This is a genomic window from Thiohalocapsa sp., assembly GCF_022340605.1.
In the GTDB taxonomy this organism is placed as follows: Bacteria; Pseudomonadota; Gammaproteobacteria; order Chromatiales; family Chromatiaceae; genus Thiohalocapsa.
Genome location: NZ_JAJDNQ010000054.1, coordinates 1 through 19,855 on the forward strand (window position 1 = coordinate 1; position 19,855 = coordinate 19,855).

Sequence of the window (19,855 nt, forward strand, 5' to 3'; positions counted from 1 at the left end):
CCGGGCGCCAAGGGTCGGCGAGCTGCCGCCGGCCCTTGGCGCCCGGCCCCTCTGTGATCAGCAGCTGATGCCGCGGAAAACCGGCGGCATCGGCAGATCAGGGCGCGGCGAGCGGATGCTCAGATATAGAGGCAGATGTCGCTTTCGCCGGCGAATTCGAAGAAGGCGGCTGCGCCGGCGTACTCAACGCCGTCGATGAACGCCGAGGTATCCATGTCGAACAGGTCCACGGTCATCTGACAGGCGATGAGCTTGACGTCGGCCTCCTGGCAAAGATCGCGCAGCTCGTCGACGCTGGCGACGCCCTTGGACTTCATCTTCTGCTTCATCATCGCCGTCATCATGCCCTGCATCCCGGGCAGCGCGAGACCGAGCACAGGGAACCACTTGTCCATGCCCATGGGCATCGGCATGCCCGGGTTGCCGAGCGGAGTCACTTCCAGGGTCAGCTTCTTCTTCAGCAGCTGAAGGCCGTAGAAGGTGAAGAAGATCTGCGTCTCGTAGCCCAGGGCCGCGGCCGTGGACGCGAGGATGAAGGGGGGATAGGCCCAGTCGAGGGAACCCTTGGTGGCGATGATCGCCAGCTTCTTCTCGTCCATCATGTCCTCCAAGCGGACCCCCAGTGGAGCCCGGCGTCGTATTTGGGTTTGGAGCGCTCAGCGTGCGGAGCGCCCGGTTGACAGTGGCACCCGTCAGGGCTGTGGAAGCCCGGCGGGGGCCCTCTCAGGCAGGGTGGGTCAGGACTTCTTGATCAGGAAGTGGAACTTGCCACCTTCCTCTTTGGATTCCATCAGCTCGTTGCCGGTCTGCTTGGCGAACGCGTCGAAGTCCTTGACGGACCCGGGGTCGGTGGCGATCACGTGCAGGATCTGACCCGCCTCCATGCCGTTGAGGGTCTTCTTCGCGCGCAGGATGGGCAGCGGGCAGTTGAGGCCGCTGGCATCCAGTTCCTGATCGAATTCCGCCATTGTTGTCTACCTCCGCAGTCGGGTCGGGTGAGGGTTGCCGATTTAGTATTTCAGCAACAGCAAAGATTCTGATTATTAGGCAAAAACAGGGCCTGACGCAACTTCCGCAGAATCTGCCGGGTAGTGCCGCCGACGCAACAGCCGAGCCGGTCTACACCAGCACGGCCGACCGCTTGCGCAGCGCCGTCAGATGCCCTCCAGATGCCCGATGGCGTAGCCGTGCCGCGCCCAGGCGATTATTCCCCCACGCAGGTTCAGGGCTTTGTCGTACCCTTGCTGGGCCAGGTACTGGCACGCGTGGTAGGAGCGTGCGCCGCTGCGGCAGTACAAGATGAAGTCCTGGTCTTTGGGCAGCTCATCCGCGCGCAGCGGTAACAGGTGCATCGGGATGTGCTTGGCGTTGGGGATCGCGCCCTGGGCGACTTCCGCGGCGGTGCGGATGTCCACCAGCAGCAGGTCCTCGCCGGCGGCGAGGCGCGCTTGCAGGGATTCAGAATCGATCTCGTTGACCACGAAAGCACCTACCCTTTGTCCAAGTATTTCAGTATATTAAAGAATCTTGACGAACACGGCAATGCGCAGGCGGCGCTCCTGTCGTAGCGCCCCACGGACACGTCCGCCGCGCCGTCCCGGGTCCGCCGCGCCAGCGCTTTCGGGCAATGCGCCCCTACGTGCGGCGGCCGAGCATGGGCCCCCGGCCGCTGGAGACCGGCAGCCGAGCACCCACCTTTATCCAACCAACCACAATCCGAGCACCATTACCAGCCGACGATGGACTTACTCCCGATCTTCCTCGACATCAAGCACGAACCCTGCCTCGTCGTCGGCGGTGGCCCCATCGCCCTGCGCAAGCTGGACAATCTCCGCCGCGCCGGCGCCCGGGTGCGCCTGGTGTCGCCGGCGTTGGTGCCGGAGCTGGCGCGTCGGGTCGACGAGGATATGGACATCAACTGGGTGCAGCGCCGGTTCGAGGACGAGGATCTGCTGGACGTGCGCCTAGCCGTCGCCGCCACCGACGACCGCCAGGTCAACCGCCACATCGCCGCGCTGGCCAAGGCCGCCAAGGTGCCCGTGAATGTCGCCGACCAGCCCGAGGACTGCAACTTCATCATGCCGTCGGTGATCGACCGCTCGCCGGTGGTGGTGGCGGTGTCCACCGGCACCGCCTCGCCGGTGCTGGCGCGCATGATCCGCGCGCGGCTGGAGTCCCTGGTGCCTGCGGGCTACGGGAGGCTCGCGGAGCTCTGCGCACGCTACCGCGACCGGGTCAAGGCGCGCTTCGAGCACCAGCGTGACCGCCGCCGCTTCTGGGACCACGTGCTGCAGGGCGGCGTCGCCGAGCGCGTCTTCTCGGGGCAGATGCAGGAGGCGGATGCCGCCATGGAGCGCGAGCTCGCCGCCGGCGACAACCCGAGCGCGCTCGGTGAAGTCTACCTGGTGGGCGCGGGACCGGGCGACCCCGACCTGCTCACCTTCCGCGCGCTGCGGCTGATGCAGCAGGCGGACGTGGTGGTCTACGACCGCCTGGTGGCCAAGCCCATCATCGACATGGTGCGCCGCGACGCCGAGCACATCTACGTGGGCAAAGAGCGCAACAAGCACACCATGCGCCAGGAGGAGATCAACAAGCTCATGGCCCGACTCGCCAAGCAAGGCCACCGGGTACTGCGCCTGAAGGGTGGCGACCCGTTCATCTTCGGGCGCGGCGGCGAGGAGATCGACACCCTGGCTGCCGAGGGCGTGCCCTTCCAGGTGGTGCCCGGCATCACCGCCGCCAACGGCTGCGCCTGCTACGCCGGCATTCCGCTGACTCACCGCGACTTCGCCCAGTCCGTCACTTTCGTCACCGGGCACCTCAAAGACAACACGATCAACCTCAACTGGGCGCAGCTCGCCCAGCCGAACCAGACCATCGTCTTCTACATGGGCCTGGTGGGGCTGCCGGTCATCGTCGACCAGCTCATTGCGCACGGCGTCTCGCCGGACATGCCGGTGGCCCTGGTGCAGCAGGGCACCACCCATATGCAGAAGGTCTACGCAGGCACGCTCGCCACCATTCTGTCGCGGATCGAGGAAGACCCGCCGGAGCCGCCCACGCTGATCATCGTCGGCGAGGTGGTGACCCTGCGCGAAAAGCTCGACTGGTTCACCACCATCCCCGACCGCGAACAGGGCGCCACCACGCCGGTGCTGCCGGAGGATTGACCCAGTCCCGCCCCAGCGACACCGCCGGCATGGGCGCCACACCAGCCGCCGCACCCCATGGCGCCCGCCGGACGCGGCGGCGTCGATGCCTTGGGGTCCGGGGCGCCGTGTTCGGCGCCTGCCTGCTCTGGCTGCTGCTGCCCGGCGCGGCGGCGGCGCCGGAGCGTCCGTCGCTGCGCCTGGGTGTCAGCGCCAGCGGCCCGCCGCTCGCGTTCTTCGACCAAGGCGTGCTGCGCGGGCTTGCCGTCGAGCTCGCCCAAGCGCTGGCCGAGGCGCTGGACCAGGAGCTCCAGGTGCAGGAGATGCCGGAGGCGCGGCTGGCGAATGCACTGCGCGGCGGACGTATCGACCTGATGATTTCCACGTTGCCGCAGACGGACCTCGACGCCCTGGGCCTCGCCGCCAGTGCCGCACTGTTCCAGTCGGGCCAGATGGCGCTGATCCGCGCAGCGGACATCGGCCGCTTCCGGCGATCCGTGGACATCATCACCACGTCGGCGAGGGTCGGCTACCAGCAGGGCACGGCCGGCGCGCGCTTCGTGCAGAGCCGCATGCCCACGGCGCAGCAGGTGCCCTTCGCCGACGTCATCGACGGCATCGCCGCACTGCGCCAGGGCGATATAGACCTTTTCATACACGACGCGCCCACCATCTGGGCCGTCGCAACCGACGCCGCCGAGGAACAGCTGTTGGGCATGTTTCAGCCCCTGAGCCAAGCACGCGCCGCCTGGACGGTGCGCGCGGAGGATCAGCGCCTGCTCTCCGACATCGACCGCGTCGTGCAGCAGTGGCGCGACTCGGGCCGGCTGAGTCGAATGGTGAATCGCTGGATGCCGGTGCGCATCGAGGTCGCGGACTGAAGGGCAGCTCGAATTTTTCGAAGTGCCCCGAAGGTCATTCGCGCCCGGGCTTCACCGTCGTCAGTCCAAGCGACTCCCAGGCCTGCATGCCACCCCGGTACCACTTGATGCGATGCGCCGGATAGCCCAGCCCCAGCAGCGCCTTGATGCTGGTGGGCGACTGACCGCACCAGGCGCCGTTGCAGAACAGCACCAGCGTCTTGGCGCCTTCGAAGTTCCAGAGCCCGTCGGCGCTGGCCGCGCCAAACTCCAGTTGCAGCAACTCGGCGAGCGTTTGCGGCGACGCATGGGCCGGGTCGAGCCGGTCGTACGGGATATTGACCGCGCCGGGGATGGTGCCGTGCGCCACCCAATCCGCGGTGCGGGAGTCGATGAGCAAGACCTGGCTGTCACCGCTGGCGATGCGCCGCATGTAGTCCAGCACCTCCAGCTCGCCGATGGTCTCCACGCCGGGTGCGATCCGCATTGGCTGGACGCAGTAGGGCGGACACGGGCGGGCCGTCCTGTCGTAGGGCGACTCGATGCGGTGGGCCGGATCCTGGTAGCGCAGCACGGGAATGGTCCCGCCTCCGTGGGGCATCTCGATGTGGGAGAGCTCCTCGGTGATTCCGACGCTCAGGTTGCCGAGATCGAACACATCCTCTGAGGTGTCCGCCGCGAAGCCCGCGGGGGCGCCCCCCACCAGCAACGACACCGCTGTAAACCCACGCAACCGCCTTCCCACGCCACCACGGAGCAATCCCATGCAGCCCCCAACCGCGCCACGAGCCCGCAAGCCGCAACGTCGCCGCTGGCGCGGGCTGCTGGTGAACCTGGCCATCGTTCTGGTCATCTTCCTCGGCGTTCAGTGGTACAAGTCGCGCCCGCTCGCATCCGGCAGCGCGCCGCCGCTGGCAGGCGAGACGGCCCTTGGCAAGCACCTCGACCTCGCTGGCCTGCGCGGGGCACCGACGCTGGTGCACTTCTGGGCCACCTGGTGTCCCACCTGCAAGCTCGAAGAGGGCGGCATCGATGCGCTGAGCCGAGACTATCAGGTCGTCACCGTCGCCATGCAATCCGGCGGCAGGCAGGAAGTGGTGGATTACCTGCGCGAGAAGGGGCTCGGCTTCGACGCCATCCCCGACCCCTATGGCGAAATTGCCAGCGCCTGGGGCGTGCCCGCGGTGCCCGCGAGCTTCGTCCTGGACGCCGCCGGCAAGATCCGCTTCGGCGCCGTCGGCTATACACCGGCCATCGCGCTGCGCGGGCGGCTGTGGGCGATGGGCGGCGCCGCGAAACGGCATGAGAACGCGGCACCGGCGGTTGGCGAGCAATAATCCTAGAAAGAGCAGTTGACCGCTTCCAATCGCATCGAAATGCCCGCGGTTGTTGGATTCGCGCTAGACGCTGCACGTCACCTGCTGGGTGAGCGCCGCTACGGCCGCCATGGCACGCCCCGCGCGGCGCCTGGCTTCGTTACAACTCGCCCGCGGCGTCGGTCAGGGTCTGCGCCGCAAGGCCTCACACAACCTGCTCGCGTCCGGCCCGCCGAGCAGTGCCGTCGTGTCGTCCACGTCCGCCGCCGGCCCGCACAACCAGCCCTGCATCGCATCACAGCCGCAGGCGCGGAGCTTTTCGAGCTGCCGGTGCGTCTCGACCCCCTCGCCGATCACCGTCTTGTTCACGCCGTGCAACATGGCTACCAGGCCGGCCACCAGCATCTCGTCTTCCTTGTTGTCCGCCATGGCCGTGATCAGGCTGTGGTCGATCTTCACCCCCGAGAACGGCAGCCGACGCAGCATGCCGAGCGCGGAATAGCCGGTGCCGAAGTCGTCCAGCACCAAGGCCACGCCGGCCTGGTCCAAACGCCCGAGTGCGCGCGAGGCGCTGTCCATGTCGTCCATCACCGCGGACTCCGCCAACTCGACGCGGAGCAGGCTCGACGGCAGGCCATGCTCCTGCAGGGCACCCAGCACGATCTCGTTGAAGCCGCGGTCGGCGAGCTGCCGCGGCGAGACATTGACCGCCACCGGGACGATGGGGAGCCCGTGCGCACGCCATTCGGCGAGTTGAGCGCAGGCGCGCTGGATCACCCAGCGGCCCACGTCGAGGATCAGCCCGGTGTCTTCCAACACCGGAATGAAGTGCGCCGGTGCAATGCTGCCAAGCTTGGGATGGCGCCAGCGCAGCAGCGCCTCCAGGCCCACCAGGCCGCCGTCCGCCAAGCGGTGCTGTGGCTGGTAGTGCAGCGCCATCTCTTGGCGGAACAGCGCCCCACGCAGCGAGCGCTCCAACTGCGCACGCCCCGGCTTGAGGCGGTAGATATCCGGCGAGTAGGCAACGATGTGCGTCCCCGGGTCCGTCTTTGCGGCGTACATCGCATCGTCCGCGCGCCGCACCAGCATCTCCGCGTCTTCGCCGTCGCGTGGCGCGACCGCGTAACCGATGCTCGCGCTGATGCTGAGCGGCACCTGCTCCAGCATCACCGTCTCGCCGAGCACGCGCAGGATCTTGTCCGCGATCCGCTCGACGTCCTCGGGCTCGCGGATCTGCTCCAGGATGATGGTGAACTCGTCGCCGCCCATGCGGGCCACCGCGTCCATCTCGCGCAGACAGGCCGTGAGCCGGGTGCCGATGGTCTGGAGCAGCAGGTCGCCGGCCGCATGGCCGAAGGTGTCGTTGACCTCCTTGAAGCCGTTCAGATCGATGAACAACAGGCCGACCATGTTGCGGTTGCGCCGGCGCCGGCGCAGCGCGCCGGCGAGGCGCTCGTGGAACAGCACCCGGTTCGGCAGGCCCGTCAACGCGTCGTGATAGGCCAGGTGGCGCACCTGTTCCTCAGCCCGCTTGCGCTCGGTAATGTCGTGCACCATCACCAGGTAAGCGGTCTGCCCCTGCCAGAGGGTCTCGGCAGCGGTCATCTCGGCCATGCCCTGGCTGCCGTCGTCGCGCAGAATGTTGACCTCCACATAGTGATCCATGGTCGGGATGCCGAGCTCCTTGCCCCAGAGATCTTCATCGTGCCGGGCCAGCAACTGCTCGGCCACGGGGTTCGCGAACCGCACGACCCCCTCGGCATCGAGCACCAAAATGCCCGAACGGTTGCGCTGCACGACGTTGTAGAAGTTCGCCTCACTGACCGTGAACATCTCCACGAACTCCTTCTCGCGGGTCAGATCGCGGGCGAGGAAGATGCGCGCGGCACCGGCGCCGGAGGCCGCCGGCGTGATGGTCAATTCGATGGGCACCTCGCTGCCGTCCCGATGCAGGGCCTTGCATTCGTGCGACCGCGCCTGTCCGCCCTCGGTGAAGGCTTCATCCGGCAGCGGCCGTGCCGACGTCGCGAGCTCGGGCCGGAACAGCAGCACGAACAGATCCTGGCCGAGCGCCTGCTCGCGGGGATAACCGAAGACCTGCTCCGCCGAGCCGTTCCAGGCGACGATCCTGCCGTCGGCATCCAGCACCGCGACCGCGGAGCCCATCGCGGCGAACAGAACATCGAATAGCAGCGCGCGGTCCGACGCCCCCATGGCCGCCGCCAGCGCGGTGGCCATGGCGCCCGGTTGGTCCGAGAGTTGACCGGACGACACACTCCGGCGCGGGCCCTCGACGTGCATGGACGCCCCCTGCAACAGCGTAGCACGTGAGGGGGCCTTCATTACGGGGCCGACTCCGACGTGGTCGGAGGCGCCAGGTCCAGGATCGACCTGACCTTCACAAAGTCGGACAGATCACCGATCACCCGCCGCTGCGGCGGCGGGGCGGTACGGATCAAGGTGGGGGTGGCGACGATGTGCGCGTCATCGGCTGCCTGCGGATCACCGAGCACATCGATCACCTTGAGCCGATACCCGTCGGGTAGCGCCGCGTCGCAGATCGCCCGGATGTTGGCCACCGCCTGAGCACCCGCGATGCTGCTCCCGGTCACATAGAGCGTGATTGCAAAGTCCGTCATAGGCGTGCTGCCTCGCTCTCCGTCGTTTGCCTGCGCGGTGCCTCCCGACCCCGTCATCGCGCCCCGACCGGCTACGCCCCGCGTGTGATGCTCGGCCCGATGCCGCGAGCTTCAGCCTGCCAAGGCACCACCTGACAGCATAAGCCATCCGCCGGACCATTGAGCTTGCTTTTTACCCATGCAAACAATTTGTACACCCCCGAGCAGAAAGCATCGCCGCCCCGGCGCCCCGGGCACCGCGGACGCCGGCGCACACGAAACGTCTGCCCGCGACGGATATTGCACGACCGCACAGGGTCTTGGCTATAATCCGCGCATATTAGAAAACATCGATATAGGAGCAGCCCGATGCCCACCTACGATTATCGCTGTGATGCCAACGGCCGCGTGGTCGAGGTCAGCCACCGCATGAGCGAAAAGCTCGCCACCTGGGGCGAGCTCTGCGATCGCGCCAACCTGGACTGCGGCGATACCCCCCCGGAAGCCCCGGTGCAACGCCTCGCCACCGGCGGCAACGTCATTGCCAGCAACAGTCTCGGCAGCGGCACCGCACCCGCATGCAGCACCGGCGGCTGCTGTGCCGGCGGCGTCTGCGGCCTCAACTAACCGCCGGTTGCCTGCGGTGGGCGCCGCGGCAATACTGTCCTGCGCCCTCCCCGGCCCCTGGTGTTTCGCTGCGCAAATTCCGAGACCTCCCCCCTCGATGTCGTTGTCGTTGCCGCAATCGAATCTCCGCACGACAACGACAACGACAACGACAACGAAAGCAAAGTTGGGTGAAACGCTGCACTAGTCACCCGTCCCTAATCGCCTGCCCCCTGCCCGCAATCGCCTTTCTGCTCAGACTCTCCCAACAGGCTGCCTTAACGCCTGCCTGCCGGGGCAACAACGACTTGGACCATCACGGTATCGATGAGCACCGACGCAGCACTGCGCGCCCGGCTTGCGCCGACCGCAGATCCGGCGGCAGACGTATCGACCTTCGTCTGCTGCGATTCGGGGTTAGAGCACGGACTTGCGACATCGATGTGCGCGATGCAGGCGTAAAGCCTGTTTTACACCGCGGCCTTTGAGTACGACGCGCGGTGCCGTCTCCGCGGCGGCCGCTACGGAGACGCGTGGCGCGGTCCTTTCTTCGGCTTCACGTTCACCAGCGGCGCCGACACCCACTATGGCTGGGGCGAGATGAACATCTCGGGCACGCCCGTCGGCTCCGGCTTCAGCATCCTGCGGGCCTATTACGAGGACACCCCGGGCGCGTCCATCACCGTCAGTGCGACTAGCTCTGGTCGTCGGGTTACGCTGTCGCTAACTCGACCTACCGCTTCACCTGGGTCCGCCAACGGCCCGATCGTGGGTCGGGAAGGCGAGCACCGGAACGCTCTCCCCGCGCAGTTGCGCCCCGGCACCGTGCACCTGCCCGAGCTGGCCGAGCTGGCCGAGCTGGCCGAGCTGGCCGAGCTGGCCGAGGAGCTGGCGGCGCTGCGGGTGCATCCCCACGAGCTCGACGGCGACCTGCTGCGGCTGTTCGTGCCCAAGGCGCCCGAGATCGACCAGCACAAGGACAAGCGCCTCGGGAGCGTGGCCAAGATCATCGCCGAGTGCGCCAGCGTGCAGGCCGCGGCCACCCACCTGATGGCGCGGCAGCCGGACTGGGACCCGGCAGCGGTCTACTTCGACGGCATCGACCACTTCGGCCACGGCTTCCTGCGCTATCACCCGCCGCGGCTGGGCTGGGTCGATAAGGCCGACTACGCCCTCTACAACAACGTGGTCAATGCGGGTTACCTGTTCCATGACATGCTGCTCGGGCGCCTGCTGGAGCTGGCGGGCCCCGAGGCCACGGTGATGCTGGTCAGCGACCACGGCTTCCACCCGGACCACCTGCGCCCGAAGGCGCTGCCCAACGAGCCGGCGGGGCCCGCCGCCGAGCACCGCGCCTTCGGCATCTTCGCCGCCTGCGGCCCCGGCATCCGCCGGGATGCGCTGGTCTACGGTGCCAACCTGCTGGACGTGACGCCGACGGCGCTGGCGCTGGCGCTGTTCGGGCTGCCCATCGGCCGCGACATGGACGGGCGGGTGCTGACCGACGATCACCGGCCGGCGGACCAAGGCAACGCCCCGGGCTACTTCGAGCACCAGGCCAAAGCCTTTCGGGACCCGTCGGTGGCCGAGTCCCGCAGCCGCGAGGTGGTGATCCTCGGGGGCCACGCAACCGCGGTCAAGAGCGTAGCTCCGCGTCCCCGAGCATACATCGTAAGGTGGCGGACGTTATGATCAACGCCCTCCCGCACTCCCCACTCGGCACTTCGCCCTGCTGAGTCCGGAATCAGGCCACGCTCTGGTAGTACAGATTCTGCGGGTGCTGCGCCTCGGCGAAGAAGTACCAGCGCTCGGCCACCAGGCCAACATACTGGACCACGAAGGCGACGATTGGCAGGGTCGGAGACTGCAGCGCATAGGCGATCCCGATCAGCACCAGCGGCACCGGGAACACCAGCACCAGAAAGGCGATGCGCACCAGCTTCAACGTCTCGGGGTTCTGGTGGTGGAAGAACTCGCGGGTATTGAAGGAGCCCCCGGTGAAGCCCTGGGACTTCTGCACGATCTTGCGGTGGCGCACGCCAATGGCCGTCTGCAGGGTGCTCTTGTGCTTGAGCGACCCGTTGCGCAGCAGCGAGGCGATGCGCGTGGCGAGGCCCAGCAGCGTCAGGATCACGGCCCAGGTGCCGTAGAAGCCCACCAGATGGTTGCCGAAGTAGGCGGAAAACGCCGCCGTCAGCATGAACCCGGAGGCCATGCCCAGGAACACGAAGTTGCCCACCGTGTAGGGTGAGTGCCACTCCTCCAGGAACTTGACGCTGGCGTAGATCATGGCAGTGCACACATAGAGCGCGAAGGCGACCGCGACGCCGATGAAGCCCAGCACCATGGTGGCATCGATGGGCAGCGCGCCATCACCGGCCACGAACCAGGGCTGGGTCAAGCCAAGCAAATGGAACAGCCCGTACAGGAACACCACCCCCATCATCACGGGCAGCACGATGACCTCCCGCGACAGCCACGAGGTGCGCCACTTGGACGCCGCCCGCCAGGCACGCTCCGGCCGGCCGAGGTGGAAGAACGAGGCCGCCAGCCCTGCGACCAGCAGCAGCAGCGCCAGCGCACTGCCCACCGCATAGAAGCTCGCTGTCTGCGGCGCAATAAGCTTAATGCTGGCGTACAACTGCCCCGTGAACAGGGCCAGGAACAGACCCTGACCGGCGCCGATGAGCGTGGTCAGGAAGATAACGGAGAAGGCTGGATGCATAGGGGGGTCCGGTTTCGTTTATGGCTTGCAATGTTTTCCGGTGCTCAGTACGAGATCAGCGCTGTAACGGCACCAGCGCCGAGGGCCCAGGGCCGCGCGACACAGCCTCCTTGGCGCTCAGCGCTTAGCCCTTCTTGGCCCTTTGGCCCTTTGGCCCTTACCAAGTGACGTCATCCAGCGTCTCCTCACCCGTATAAACAGTGATGTCTTCCTTGGTGAGCGGGTTGTCGGCGCGCTGCAGCTCTTCCTCGCTGATGTGCATGCGCGTCTTCTGCCGCGGCAGGTAGTGGTTCGAGGGCTTCGTGCCCCATTCGGGCATCAGCGCATAGCCGCCGCGCTCGCGAATGGCGAGCGAGACCTCCGAGTCCGGATCGTGCACGTCGCCGAACAGCCGCGCGCTGGTGGGGCAGGCGAGCACGCAGGCCGGCTTGCGTTCACGCTCCGACAGGGACTGATCGGTGATGCGGTCGATGCACAGCGTGCACTTCTTCATTACCTTCTGCTGCTCGTCGAGCTCGCGCACGCCGTAGGGGCAGGCCCAAGAGCAATACTTGCAGCCGATGCACTTGTCGTAGTCCACCAGCACGACGCCATTGTCCTCGCGCTTGTAGCTGGCCCCGGTGGGGCACACCGGCACGCAGGGCGGCTCTTCGCAATGCAGGCACGACTTCGGGAAGTGCACCGTCTCGGTGTTCGGATAGCTGCCCACCTCGAACGTCTGCACCCGGTTGAAGAAGGTGCCGGTGGGATCGGCGCCATAGGGGTTCTCGTCCACCATGGGCCCGGCCCACCCGGAGGTGTTCCACTGCTTGCAGGACGTTACGCAGGCGTGACAGCCGACGCAGACGTTCAGATCGATTACTAGGGCGAGTTGGGTCATCGAACTACCTGTGACGATTAGGCGTTATGCGTCGCGTGACTTGGTACAAGTGCAAGCGTGCAAGCGTGCAAGCGTGCAAAAGTGCAGGAGTGCCAGTCCCATTGCCGTGGCGCGCAGCGAGCTGTTGCCACTTTCACGGGCCGGGCACGTCGATGCGGCTGCGCAACTTCGCGATGATTCGGCCGATTTCGCTGCAATCGGAAACCAGCTGTTGAAACACTGGCCGATCGATGTAGCCGAGATCGAAGGCACCATAAATTGACGAGCCTTGCGCCAGCCGATCACGTCCTCGAAACGCTGGATACCTCGTGGTGGATCTGGGCCCATCGCATTGACGCTCACCGCGGCCAGGCACAGTGCCGAACGCGCTGCTGGATCTGCACTCTTGCACTTTGCACTTTCTGCACTTTTCCCGATTACTTCCGTCCAAACATCCCCGCCACATACGCCTGCCACCGCGTCCGCGACCGCACCGCCTGCCCGGGCAGCGCCTTCATGGGCGGGAACTGGGGCTCGGTCACCTGCCGCTCCGCCGGGCCTTCCGCCTTGTAGATGCGCACGCGCAGATCGAACCAGGCGGCCTGGCCGGTGATGGGATCGGAGTTCGAGAAGTGATTGCCGTCGCCTTCGTTGGGCAGTTCCTCGCCGATGAGGTGGTTCAGCAGGAAGCCCTTCCTGGACTCGTCCGCGTTCGGCGCCAGGCCCCAGGCGCCGGCGGCCTTGCCGATGGCGTTCCAGGTCCAGACGGTGCCGGGCTCGACGGCCTCGGAGTAGCGGCACATGCACTTGACCCGGCCCAGGTGGGACTCGACCCAGATCCAGTCGCCGTCCTCGATGTCTTGGGCGATGGCCAGCTTCGGGTTCACGAACAGGTAGTTGTGGCTGTGGATTTGCCGCAGCCACGCGTTCTGGCTGTCCCAGCTGTGGTACATGGCCATGGGCCGCTGGGTCAGCGCCGTCAGCGGATAGCGGTTGCGATCAACGAGCTGAGCCTCCAGCGGCTCGTACCAGAACGGCAGCGGGTCGAAGTAGGTCTCGATGCGCTCGCGCAGGTGATCCGGCGGCTGGCGACCGGGCCACTTGCCCTGGGCCGCGGCGCGGAAGCGCTGCAACACCTCGGAGTAGATGTGCAGTGTGATGGGCTCCGCCCAGCGGGTGAGCGCGTGCGCGCGCGCCCAGTGCAGGTAGCCCTTGTTCCAGTTGCGCATGTACTGGTAGCTGCGCGGCAGCTCGTGGTGGAAGAAGCAGCCGTTGGCGGCGTAGTGCTCCCACTGGCGCGAATTGGGCTCGCCCTTCAGGTACTTCTCGCCGAACTTGCCGCGCCAGCCGGCCAGGAAGCCGATGCCGGAGCCGGGCGAGGTCTCGTAGTTGACGATGAAGTCCGGGTAGTTGCGGTACTTAGGCGTGCCGTCCTGCTTGACGAACGCGGGCAGCTTGAGCCGCCCGCCCAGCTCTATGAGTACGTCCTGGAACGGCCGGCAGTCGCCCTTCGGCGGCAGCACCGGCAGGCGCACCGCATCCACCGGGCCGTCGAACTCGGAGATGGGCCGGTCGAGCATGGACAGCACGTCGTGCCGCTCCAGGTAGGTCGTGTCCGGCAGCACCAGGTCAGCGAAGGCGACGGTCTCCGAGGAGTAGGTATCGACCACCACCAGGAACGGAATCTTGTACTCGCCGTTCTCGTCCGTGTCGGTGAGCATCTCCCGCGCCGATTTGGTGTTCATCGACGAGTTCCAGGCCATGTTGGCCATGAACAGGAACAGGGTGTCGATGCGGTAGGGGTCGCCGCGCCAGGCGTTGGTGATGACGTTGTGCATCAGCCCATGCGCCGCCAGCGGGTACTCCCAGCTGAACGCCTTGTCGAGCCGCACCGGCTTGCCGTCGTCGTCCACGAACAGGTCTTCCGGCCGCGCGGGCCAGCCCAGCGGCAGGCCCTCCAGCGGCGCCTCCGGCTGCACGGCTTCCGGGTGGTTCGGCGGCTTCGGGCACGGCGGGATGGGCTTCGGGAAGGGCGCGCGATGGCGGAAGCCGCCCGGGCGGTCGATGGTGCCCAGGATGGTCATCAGGATGGAGAGCGCGCGGATGGTCTGGAAGCCGTTGGAGTGCGCCGCCAGCCCGCGCATGGCGTGGAAGGCCACCGGGTTGCCGGTGACGGTGTCGTGCTCCTTGTCCCAGCAGTCGGTCCAGCGGATGGGCAGCTCGATCTTATGGTCGCGGGCGGTGACGCCCATTTCGTGCGCGAGCCGGCGGATGGTCTCCGCCGGGATGCCGGTGATGCCCTCGGCCCAATCCGCCGTGTAGGGCTCCACCCGCTCCTTCAGCAACTGGAACGACGGCTTCACGGGCGTGCCGTCGGGCATCTCGTAAGCGCCCATCAGGCGCGGGTCGGCGCCCTCGCCGCGGGCGAGCACCGGCGCCTGGCGGTTACGGTCCCACCAGAGCTTGTTCTGCGGGTCGGTGCAGCCCTCGACGATCTCCACCTCCAAGTCGCGCAGGAACATGCCGTGGTCGTCGCGGCTCGGCTCGTCGATCACCAGCTCCGCGGCATTGGTGTACTGCACCAGGAACTCGCGGTCGAACAGGCCGAGCTTGATGATCTCGTTGATCAGCGCCAGGAACAGCGCGCCGTCCGTGCCGGGCTTGATGGGCACCCACTCGTCGGCGATGGCCGAGTAGCCGGTGCGCACCGGGTTGATGGACACGAAGCGCCCGCCACGACGCTTGAACTTGCTGAGCTGGATCTTCAGCGGGTTGGAGTGATGGTCCTCGGCGGTGCCGATCATCACGAACAGCTTGGCTCGCTCCAGGTCCGGCCCGCCGAACTCCCAGAACGACCCGCCGATGGTGTAGATCATGCCGGTGGCCATGTTCACCGAGCAGAAGCCGCCGTGGGCGGCGTAGTTCGGCGTGCCGAACTGCTTGGCGAACATACCGGTGAGCGCCTGCATCTGATCGCGGCCGGTGAACAGCGCGAACTTCTTCGGGTCCGTCGCGCGGAGCTTGCCGAGACGCTCCGCCAGCATGTCCAGCGCCGCATCCCAGGAGATCTCCTCGAACTGCGACTCGCCGCGCTTGGCGCCTTTCTTGCGCAGCAGCGGCTTGGTGAGGCGCGCCGGCGATACCTGCTTCATGATGCCGGAGCTGCCCTTGGCGCAGATCACGCCGTGGTTCAGCGGGTGGTTCGGGTTGCCCTCGATGTAGCGCACCTGGCCGTCGCGGAGGTGCACGCGAATGCCGCAGCGACAGGCACACATGTAACAGGTGGTCTCCTTGACCTCCGTGTGGCCGTTGGCTTGGTCGATGTGGGCGGCGGGGTCTTGCATGGCGACATCCAGGGCGGCGATAAAATTGGTGTGCGTTATGCACAGAATCCGAACATTCTAATGTTCCGCGGGCAAGATTATGAAGTCTTGCTTTCCATTCAAAGACATGGATCGCGGGGTTTTGGCGCCGAATCCAGGCACAAACCGCCTCGTGGCTGGTGGAAAACACCCGCTCGGCAGCACGCTGGGAGCGCCGGCTTCCAGCCGGCTCGCCGCGTGCCCGGCTCGACGCCGGGCACGCGGCGCCAGGATGTCGCCACGCATGGACGCATCCGTCGAGGAGACAGATTGCTTGGGGCGCGCCGCCGGTTCAGCCCGGCTTGCCGTCCACCCGCGGCGCCACCAGCATCGGGCCGTAGACGGTGAGGAAGAGCGCAAAGGCGGCGATCCAGCAGACGCCCGCCAGGATGAGCCACTCCCGGTAGAGCTCAGGCGCGCCCCACACGGCAGGACTGCGCAGCAGCGCCGCCGCGTTGACCAGCACGAAGGCGACCACCGTCAGCGTCCCCGCGCGCACCTCCCGCCCGGTATGACCGAGTGTGACCCGGGTCATCATACCGAGCGTCATCACCCCGATGGCACCGGCCGTGATGGCATGCACCGCCACGCTCTGCGGCACCAGAGCGAACGCGGCGAATCCGTCCAGGATCAACCCCGCCGCGAGCCACAGGAAGCCCAGATAGAGCACGGCCAACATAGGCCTGCCCCACGCACGCCGGTCATGCCAGCCGGCGAAACGGGCGAGCAGCAGGACGCCCGCACTGGCCGCGGCAACGCCGCCCGCCCGGGTGGCCAGCGCATGACCGGCAAAGACGAGATGGAGTGCGAGCATCGCCAGCGCGGCGCCGAAGGTCAGCGCGTCGAGCCAGGCCCGCGTCACCGGTTGAGCGCCCGGGATCGCGGCGCGCGTGAAGAAGGGCATGACCCGGCCCCCGACCAGCAGGATCACCACCACGATCGAGTCCAGCATCAGGCGTTGGCCGCGCGGGGCGAGACCGGACGCGACGCCCATGCCATCGAGGTTGACCAGCAGCGATGCGAGGGTAAAGGCGCCGAACACGGCGAGAAACAGACGATTGGTCGGATTCGGCCCCTGCCACAGCGGCCGCCACAGGGACAGGGCGAGCGCCGGAAAGAAGGCGATGTCCAGCGACCCGATCAGCCAGGCCGGGCCGTGCAGCCAAGGCGCGATCCGCGCCGCGAGCCAAAGCCCGACCAGCAGCGCCAGCACAGGACCGCTCGCCGTCGGCAGGCCGCTCCAATTGCGCGCCGCCGTCAGCAAGAACCCGGCAATGACGGCGGCCGTGTAGCCGAACAGCATCTCATGCGCGTGCCAATTGGTGCCGGCCAGGTACCGCGGCGGCGTCAGCAAGCCGAACAGCACGCCGAGCCAGAGCAGCATGGACACCACCGCTATGATCCCGGCGACGAGGAAGAACGGCCGAAAGCCCAGCGCCAGCAGCCCACGGCGCTCCAGCATGAAGCCTCGCGGGCTGGCAGGTGGCTGCTTCGGGACAGAAGTGGGGAGGCGCACGTCGGGCATGGTTGAGCAGCGAGGTCAAGCAGGCGCGAATCAAACGGCGGACATCTGGCTCCGTCACCTGCGTATCAAGCGCGTGGCCGACAATCGCGCGGGCGCTACTGCCCCAAGCGGTTGGAGGCCGACGCGCCAATCCTCCCGACACAGGGGGCCGGCTCCTGTCTACCTGGATCAACGCCCAAGCGTGTCAGCCGCCAACCCGGCCAAGTCTTCGTCGGACGCTATCGGTGGTATCAGCACCTTGGCGCTTAGGTCCCGCTTGCGTTCGAGCAGGCGGTCCAGGTTCAGATCGAAGCTCTGCTTCTCGAACCGGGGATGTACCGCGAGCGGCAGATGGACGTGCACGTCTCGCGTCTGGCCGATGCGGTAGACGCGATCAGTGCATTGGTCTTCGACGGCAGGGTTCCACCAGCGCGAGAGATGCACGACATGGTTCGCCGCTGTAAGCGTCAGGCCAACGCCGGCGGCCTTGGGCGAGAGAATCATCACGTCGAATTCGCCCGGCGGGCATGCCTGGAATGCATCTACGTGCTTCTTGCGCTTCGCGCCAGGCGTGCCACCGTGGATGCGCAGCGGGTCCCGGGGCAGTTGGTAGCGCTGTCTCAGGTAGGGGACCAGCATTTCCTGGGCCTTCAGGAATTCGAGGAATACCAGGGCCTTCTCACCCTTGTCGGCGACCTCGTCCAGCACGTCGACGAGCGCCTGGAGTCTCGCGGAGCGTTGGACCGTTTGTTCTGTGATGCCGGCGTCCGCCACGTCGTCGGGCAGCAGCGAGATGCGACGCAGCCCTTGCAGTGCTTCCAGCACCTTGCCGGGGTTGCCGGCTGATGCTTGGGCGTCGGCGACGATGGCATCATAGGCGGCCACCTGTGCCGTGGGCATCTCTCGCTCCGTCCGATGCACGTGCTTCTCAGGCAGCCCGTTCAGGTGATCCTGTTTCATGCGCCGCAGCAGCACCGGCGGCGCGGTGTCGCGTTCCAGCTTTGCCTGTAGACGTTGCAAGGCTTCCGGGTCGGCGTCCGCCTGCGCCGCATAGGTCGACTTGAACTCGCTGTGCGCGCCCAGCAAGCCCGGTTGCGCCGCATCGACGATGCACCACAGGTCGGTCAGCGAGTTCTCGACCGGGGTGCCCGTCAGCGCCAAGGTCAATTCGGCATCGAGTGACTTGGCCATGTCCGTGACGCGGGCGCCGGGGTTCTTGATCCGCTGCGCCTCGTCGAATACGACCACGCGCCAGGGCACGTCGACGAAGAGAGAGATCCTGTCTCTGAGCGTCTCGTAGGTTGTGAGCACCCATTGTGCGCGATCCCGCAGATAGCGCCGCCGTTCATGGCCTGACTTCTCACGGAGCTGGCGCAGGTCCGCGCCGTATGCCCGGAACAGGTCCCCAAGGCCAGGCTCGGCGAGATGCAGCTCCGCTTCCGCCTCCCAGTTCTTAAGGAGCCCGGTGGGCGCGACGATGAGATGCGGCTTGGAGGTGCCGGCGTCCTGGGTTTGCTCATCAACCCAGCTCAGGAACGCGAGCGTCTGTACCGTCTTGCCCAGTCCCATGTCATCGGCGAGCAGAGAGCCGCTGGAGCCAGCCACCCAGTGCTGCTGGAGCCAGTCGAGGCCGTCGCGCTGGTGCTGGTACAGGTCGCTCTTGAGAACCCGCGGCAACCCGCCCGGCGTGCCGGGCCTAACCCGTTGCACGGCCTCGAATCCGACTTCATCGAGGTTGTCCTTGATGATCGGCACCAGCGGCGATGTCCGCTCAGGCTGCTCCGTCTGAATCTGCTCGAATGCCCGCTCGGTTTCTTCGTCACTGGGGATCGACTGCCCGTTCCAGGTGAAGGCCGCTTGTCCCGCCTCACGTGCGGTGCGGATGCGGGCGACGACGTCGGAGATCTCAGCGGGCTTCAAGTTGACCACGCCGGCGCTGGTGGGTACGCCAACCGTAGGCTCCTCGGCGTCGCCACCATCGTGATCATCCTCGGCGCCACCACCCGTCGGCTGCGCCCGTTCGTCCGCCGGGAACCAAGCCGTCATCCCTTGCGGCACGAACGCATGCAGCTTGGGGTGCCACTCGCCGAGCTTCTCGACGCGCTGACTCAGGAATGCCGGCGTTTCCTGAAACAGCCCCTCAAGTTGCTCGGGGTCCATTCGGTCGGCGAGTTGTTCCTTGATGGCGGCATGCGGGTTCGCGATAAAGGCGCGGCGAAGCTCAGGCGGTGCATCCTGCATCTGACGAACCACACCGAGCGCCGCCCGCAGCGGTTCCGGCACCATGACGAACCAGTTGCCCGCCAACGCGTAGCGGCGGCGTGCATCGGGCAATCGCCTGAAGCGCTCACCAAAGTCGCGCTGCGCCGCGGGTGCCAGCAGATCGCGCGGGGCAGCGGTTTCGCCGCGCTCACGTGCCGCTTGGTCCAGTTCCGCCTGTGCCAGCAGCACCGGGTCGAAGTCGTCGCCGTCGCGCACGTCCAGCGCCAGCGCGTCCGCCCGCACGATGTTCATGGTGCGCAATTGCTGATCCACGATGGCGTCTTCGGGGATCAGCGTCTGCAACTCGGCCCAGGCCGCGAAGCGCGCATCCATGTCGCTCTGCGGCGCCGCGTTGTAGCGCTCCATGCCCTCGATCAGGGAGAACATCGGGTCCAACAGCGAGTAGGTCTTTCCGCCGACCGTCAGCAAGGTGCCCTGGCACTTGGCGCCCATCACCGGGACACCGTCCCGGCGTTGAAGTTGATGACGGAATCGGAATGCCGGGCTGGTCAGCACACCCTGCCCGCGAATGTTGAGGTGGAAGGGGGCAACAGGCGGTAGGCCGAGCTGGTCGATCTGGTGCCGATCCCA

17 protein-coding genes are annotated in these 19,855 nt (G+C 66.9%); 6 read left to right on the forward strand and 11 right to left on the reverse strand.

Going from position 1 to position 19,855, the window contains the following annotated elements; all coding sequences use genetic code 11:
* Positions 1-119: 119 nt before the first annotated feature.
* From LJE69_RS07115 to LJE69_RS07125, 3 genes are all read right to left on the reverse strand, one after another.
* Positions 120-602, reverse strand: coding sequence for a DsrE/DsrF/DrsH-like family protein (locus tag LJE69_RS07115; protein ID WP_296923237.1), 483 nt, complete (start codon positions 600-602; stop codon positions 120-122).
* Between the two features lie 135 nt (positions 603-737).
* A complete protein-coding gene (locus LJE69_RS07120) occupies positions 738-968 on the reverse strand; it encodes a sulfurtransferase TusA family protein (protein ID WP_296923240.1) in 231 nt (76 codons plus the stop codon).
* A 186-nt stretch (positions 969-1,154) separates the two neighbouring features.
* Positions 1,155-1,481 carry a rhodanese-like domain-containing protein gene (locus tag LJE69_RS07125; RefSeq protein ID WP_296923243.1) on the reverse strand — a complete coding sequence of 109 codons (327 nt, stop codon included), beginning with the start codon at positions 1,479-1,481 and terminating at the stop codon, positions 1,155-1,157.
* Between the two features lie 258 nt (positions 1,482-1,739).
* Between LJE69_RS07125 and cysG the strand changes: the two genes are divergently transcribed.
* Both cysG and LJE69_RS07135 read left to right on the forward strand, forming a co-directional pair.
* Positions 1,740-3,173, forward strand: a complete 1,434-nt coding sequence (cysG, locus tag LJE69_RS07130; RefSeq protein WP_296923247.1) for a siroheme synthase CysG — start codon at positions 1,740-1,742, stop codon at positions 3,171-3,173.
* 107 nt (positions 3,174-3,280) lie between these two features.
* Complete coding sequence (locus LJE69_RS07135) at positions 3,281-4,033, forward strand: ABC transporter substrate-binding protein (protein ID WP_296923250.1); 753 nt, start codon at positions 3,281-3,283, stop codon at positions 4,031-4,033.
* Between the two features lie 34 nt (positions 4,034-4,067).
* On the opposite strand, the gene LJE69_RS07140 is transcribed toward LJE69_RS07135, so the two are convergent.
* Positions 4,068-4,745 carry a rhodanese-like domain-containing protein gene (locus LJE69_RS07140; RefSeq protein ID WP_296923253.1) on the reverse strand — a complete coding sequence of 226 codons (678 nt, stop codon included), beginning with the start codon at positions 4,743-4,745 and terminating at the stop codon, positions 4,068-4,070.
* 31 nt (positions 4,746-4,776) lie between these two features.
* Between LJE69_RS07140 and LJE69_RS07145 the strand changes: the two genes are divergently transcribed.
* The gene (locus tag LJE69_RS07145; RefSeq protein ID WP_296923256.1) at positions 4,777-5,349 is read left to right on the forward strand and encodes a protein disulfide oxidoreductase; all 573 of its coding nucleotides are present in this window, start codon (positions 4,777-4,779) and stop codon (positions 5,347-5,349) included.
* 162 nt (positions 5,350-5,511) lie between these two features.
* Here LJE69_RS07145 and LJE69_RS07150 read toward each other — a convergent pair whose 3' ends face one another.
* The gene (locus tag LJE69_RS07150; RefSeq protein WP_296923259.1) at positions 5,512-7,566 is read right to left on the reverse strand and encodes a bifunctional diguanylate cyclase/phosphodiesterase; all 2,055 of its coding nucleotides are present in this window, start codon (positions 7,564-7,566) and stop codon (positions 5,512-5,514) included.
* 104 nt (positions 7,567-7,670) lie between these two features.
* A complete protein-coding gene (locus LJE69_RS07155) occupies positions 7,671-7,967 on the reverse strand; it encodes a circadian clock KaiB family protein (protein WP_296923262.1) in 297 nt (98 codons plus the stop codon).
* A 348-nt stretch (positions 7,968-8,315) separates the two neighbouring features.
* On the opposite strand from LJE69_RS07155, the gene LJE69_RS07160 reads away from it, so the two are divergent.
* Together LJE69_RS07160 and LJE69_RS07165 are read left to right on the forward strand one after the other, a co-directional pair.
* The gene (locus LJE69_RS07160) at positions 8,316-8,573 is read left to right on the forward strand and encodes a zinc ribbon domain-containing protein (protein WP_296923266.1); all 258 of its coding nucleotides are present in this window, start codon (positions 8,316-8,318) and stop codon (positions 8,571-8,573) included.
* Positions 8,574-9,362: 789 nt separating this feature from the next.
* Positions 9,363-10,244, forward strand: a complete 882-nt coding sequence (locus tag LJE69_RS07165; RefSeq protein WP_296923269.1) for an alkaline phosphatase family protein — start codon at positions 9,363-9,365, stop codon at positions 10,242-10,244.
* A gap of 52 nt (positions 10,245-10,296) precedes the next feature.
* Here the strand turns inward: LJE69_RS07165 and soeC are convergent, their stop codons facing one another.
* Both soeC and soeB read right to left on the reverse strand, forming a co-directional pair.
* Positions 10,297-11,277, reverse strand: coding sequence for a sulfite dehydrogenase subunit SoeC (gene soeC, locus LJE69_RS07170; RefSeq protein ID WP_296923272.1), 981 nt, complete (start codon positions 11,275-11,277; stop codon positions 10,297-10,299).
* Positions 11,278-11,434: 157 nt separating this feature from the next.
* Positions 11,435-12,157 (reverse strand): sulfite dehydrogenase subunit SoeB, encoded by a 723-nt coding sequence (gene soeB, locus LJE69_RS07175; protein ID WP_296923275.1) that lies wholly within the window; start codon positions 12,155-12,157, stop codon positions 11,435-11,437.
* 106 nt (positions 12,158-12,263) lie between these two features.
* On the opposite strand from soeB, the gene LJE69_RS07180 reads away from it, so the two are divergent.
* Positions 12,264-12,419 (forward strand): hypothetical protein, encoded by a 156-nt coding sequence (locus LJE69_RS07180; RefSeq protein WP_296923278.1) that lies wholly within the window; start codon positions 12,264-12,266, stop codon positions 12,417-12,419.
* A 154-nt stretch (positions 12,420-12,573) separates the two neighbouring features.
* Here the strand turns inward: LJE69_RS07180 and soeA are convergent, their stop codons facing one another.
* From soeA to LJE69_RS07195, 3 genes are all read right to left on the reverse strand, one after another.
* Positions 12,574-15,480: a sulfite dehydrogenase subunit SoeA gene (gene soeA / locus LJE69_RS07185; protein ID WP_296923281.1), complete on the reverse strand. Its 2,907-nt coding sequence runs from the start codon at positions 15,478-15,480 to the stop codon at positions 12,574-12,576.
* 310 nt (positions 15,481-15,790) lie between these two features.
* The gene (locus tag LJE69_RS07190) at positions 15,791-16,960 is read right to left on the reverse strand and encodes an NnrS family protein (protein ID WP_296923283.1); all 1,170 of its coding nucleotides are present in this window, start codon (positions 16,958-16,960) and stop codon (positions 15,791-15,793) included.
* Positions 16,961-17,191: 231 nt separating this feature from the next.
* The coding region (locus tag LJE69_RS07195; RefSeq protein ID WP_296923285.1) for a DEAD/DEAH box helicase at positions 17,192-19,855 on the reverse strand (2,664 nt) is incomplete at its 5' end.

What these genes read in the sequence shown, in the direction of transcription:
- LJE69_RS07115 (WP_296923237.1), bottom strand. Translation starts at nt 602, where the DNA reads ATGATGGACGAGAAGAAGCTGGCGATCATCGCCACCAAGGGTTCCCTC.
- soeC (WP_296923272.1), bottom strand. Translation starts at nt 11,277, where the DNA reads ATGCATCCAGCCTTCTCCGTTATCTTCCTGACCACGCTCATCGGCGCC.
- LJE69_RS07145 (WP_296923256.1), top strand. Translation starts at nt 4,777, where the DNA reads ATGCAGCCCCCAACCGCGCCACGAGCCCGCAAGCCGCAACGTCGCCGC.
- LJE69_RS07150 (WP_296923259.1), bottom strand. Translation starts at nt 7,566, where the DNA reads ATGGCCACCGCGCTGGCGGCGGCCATGGGGGCGTCGGACCGCGCGCTG.
- LJE69_RS07190 (WP_296923283.1), bottom strand. Translation starts at nt 16,960, where the DNA reads ATGCTGGAGCGCCGTGGGCTGCTGGCGCTGGGCTTTCGGCCGTTCTTC.
- LJE69_RS07160 (WP_296923266.1), top strand. Translation starts at nt 8,316, where the DNA reads ATGCCCACCTACGATTATCGCTGTGATGCCAACGGCCGCGTGGTCGAG.
- soeA (WP_296923281.1), bottom strand. Translation starts at nt 15,480, where the DNA reads ATGCAAGACCCCGCCGCCCACATCGACCAAGCCAACGGCCACACGGAG.
- LJE69_RS07155 (WP_296923262.1), bottom strand. Translation starts at nt 7,967, where the DNA reads ATGACGGACTTTGCAATCACGCTCTATGTGACCGGGAGCAGCATCGCG.
- cysG (WP_296923247.1), top strand. Translation starts at nt 1,740, where the DNA reads ATGGACTTACTCCCGATCTTCCTCGACATCAAGCACGAACCCTGCCTC.
- LJE69_RS07120 (WP_296923240.1), bottom strand. Translation starts at nt 968, where the DNA reads ATGGCGGAATTCGATCAGGAACTGGATGCCAGCGGCCTCAACTGCCCG.
- soeB (WP_296923275.1), bottom strand. Translation starts at nt 12,157, where the DNA reads ATGACCCAACTCGCCCTAGTAATCGATCTGAACGTCTGCGTCGGCTGT.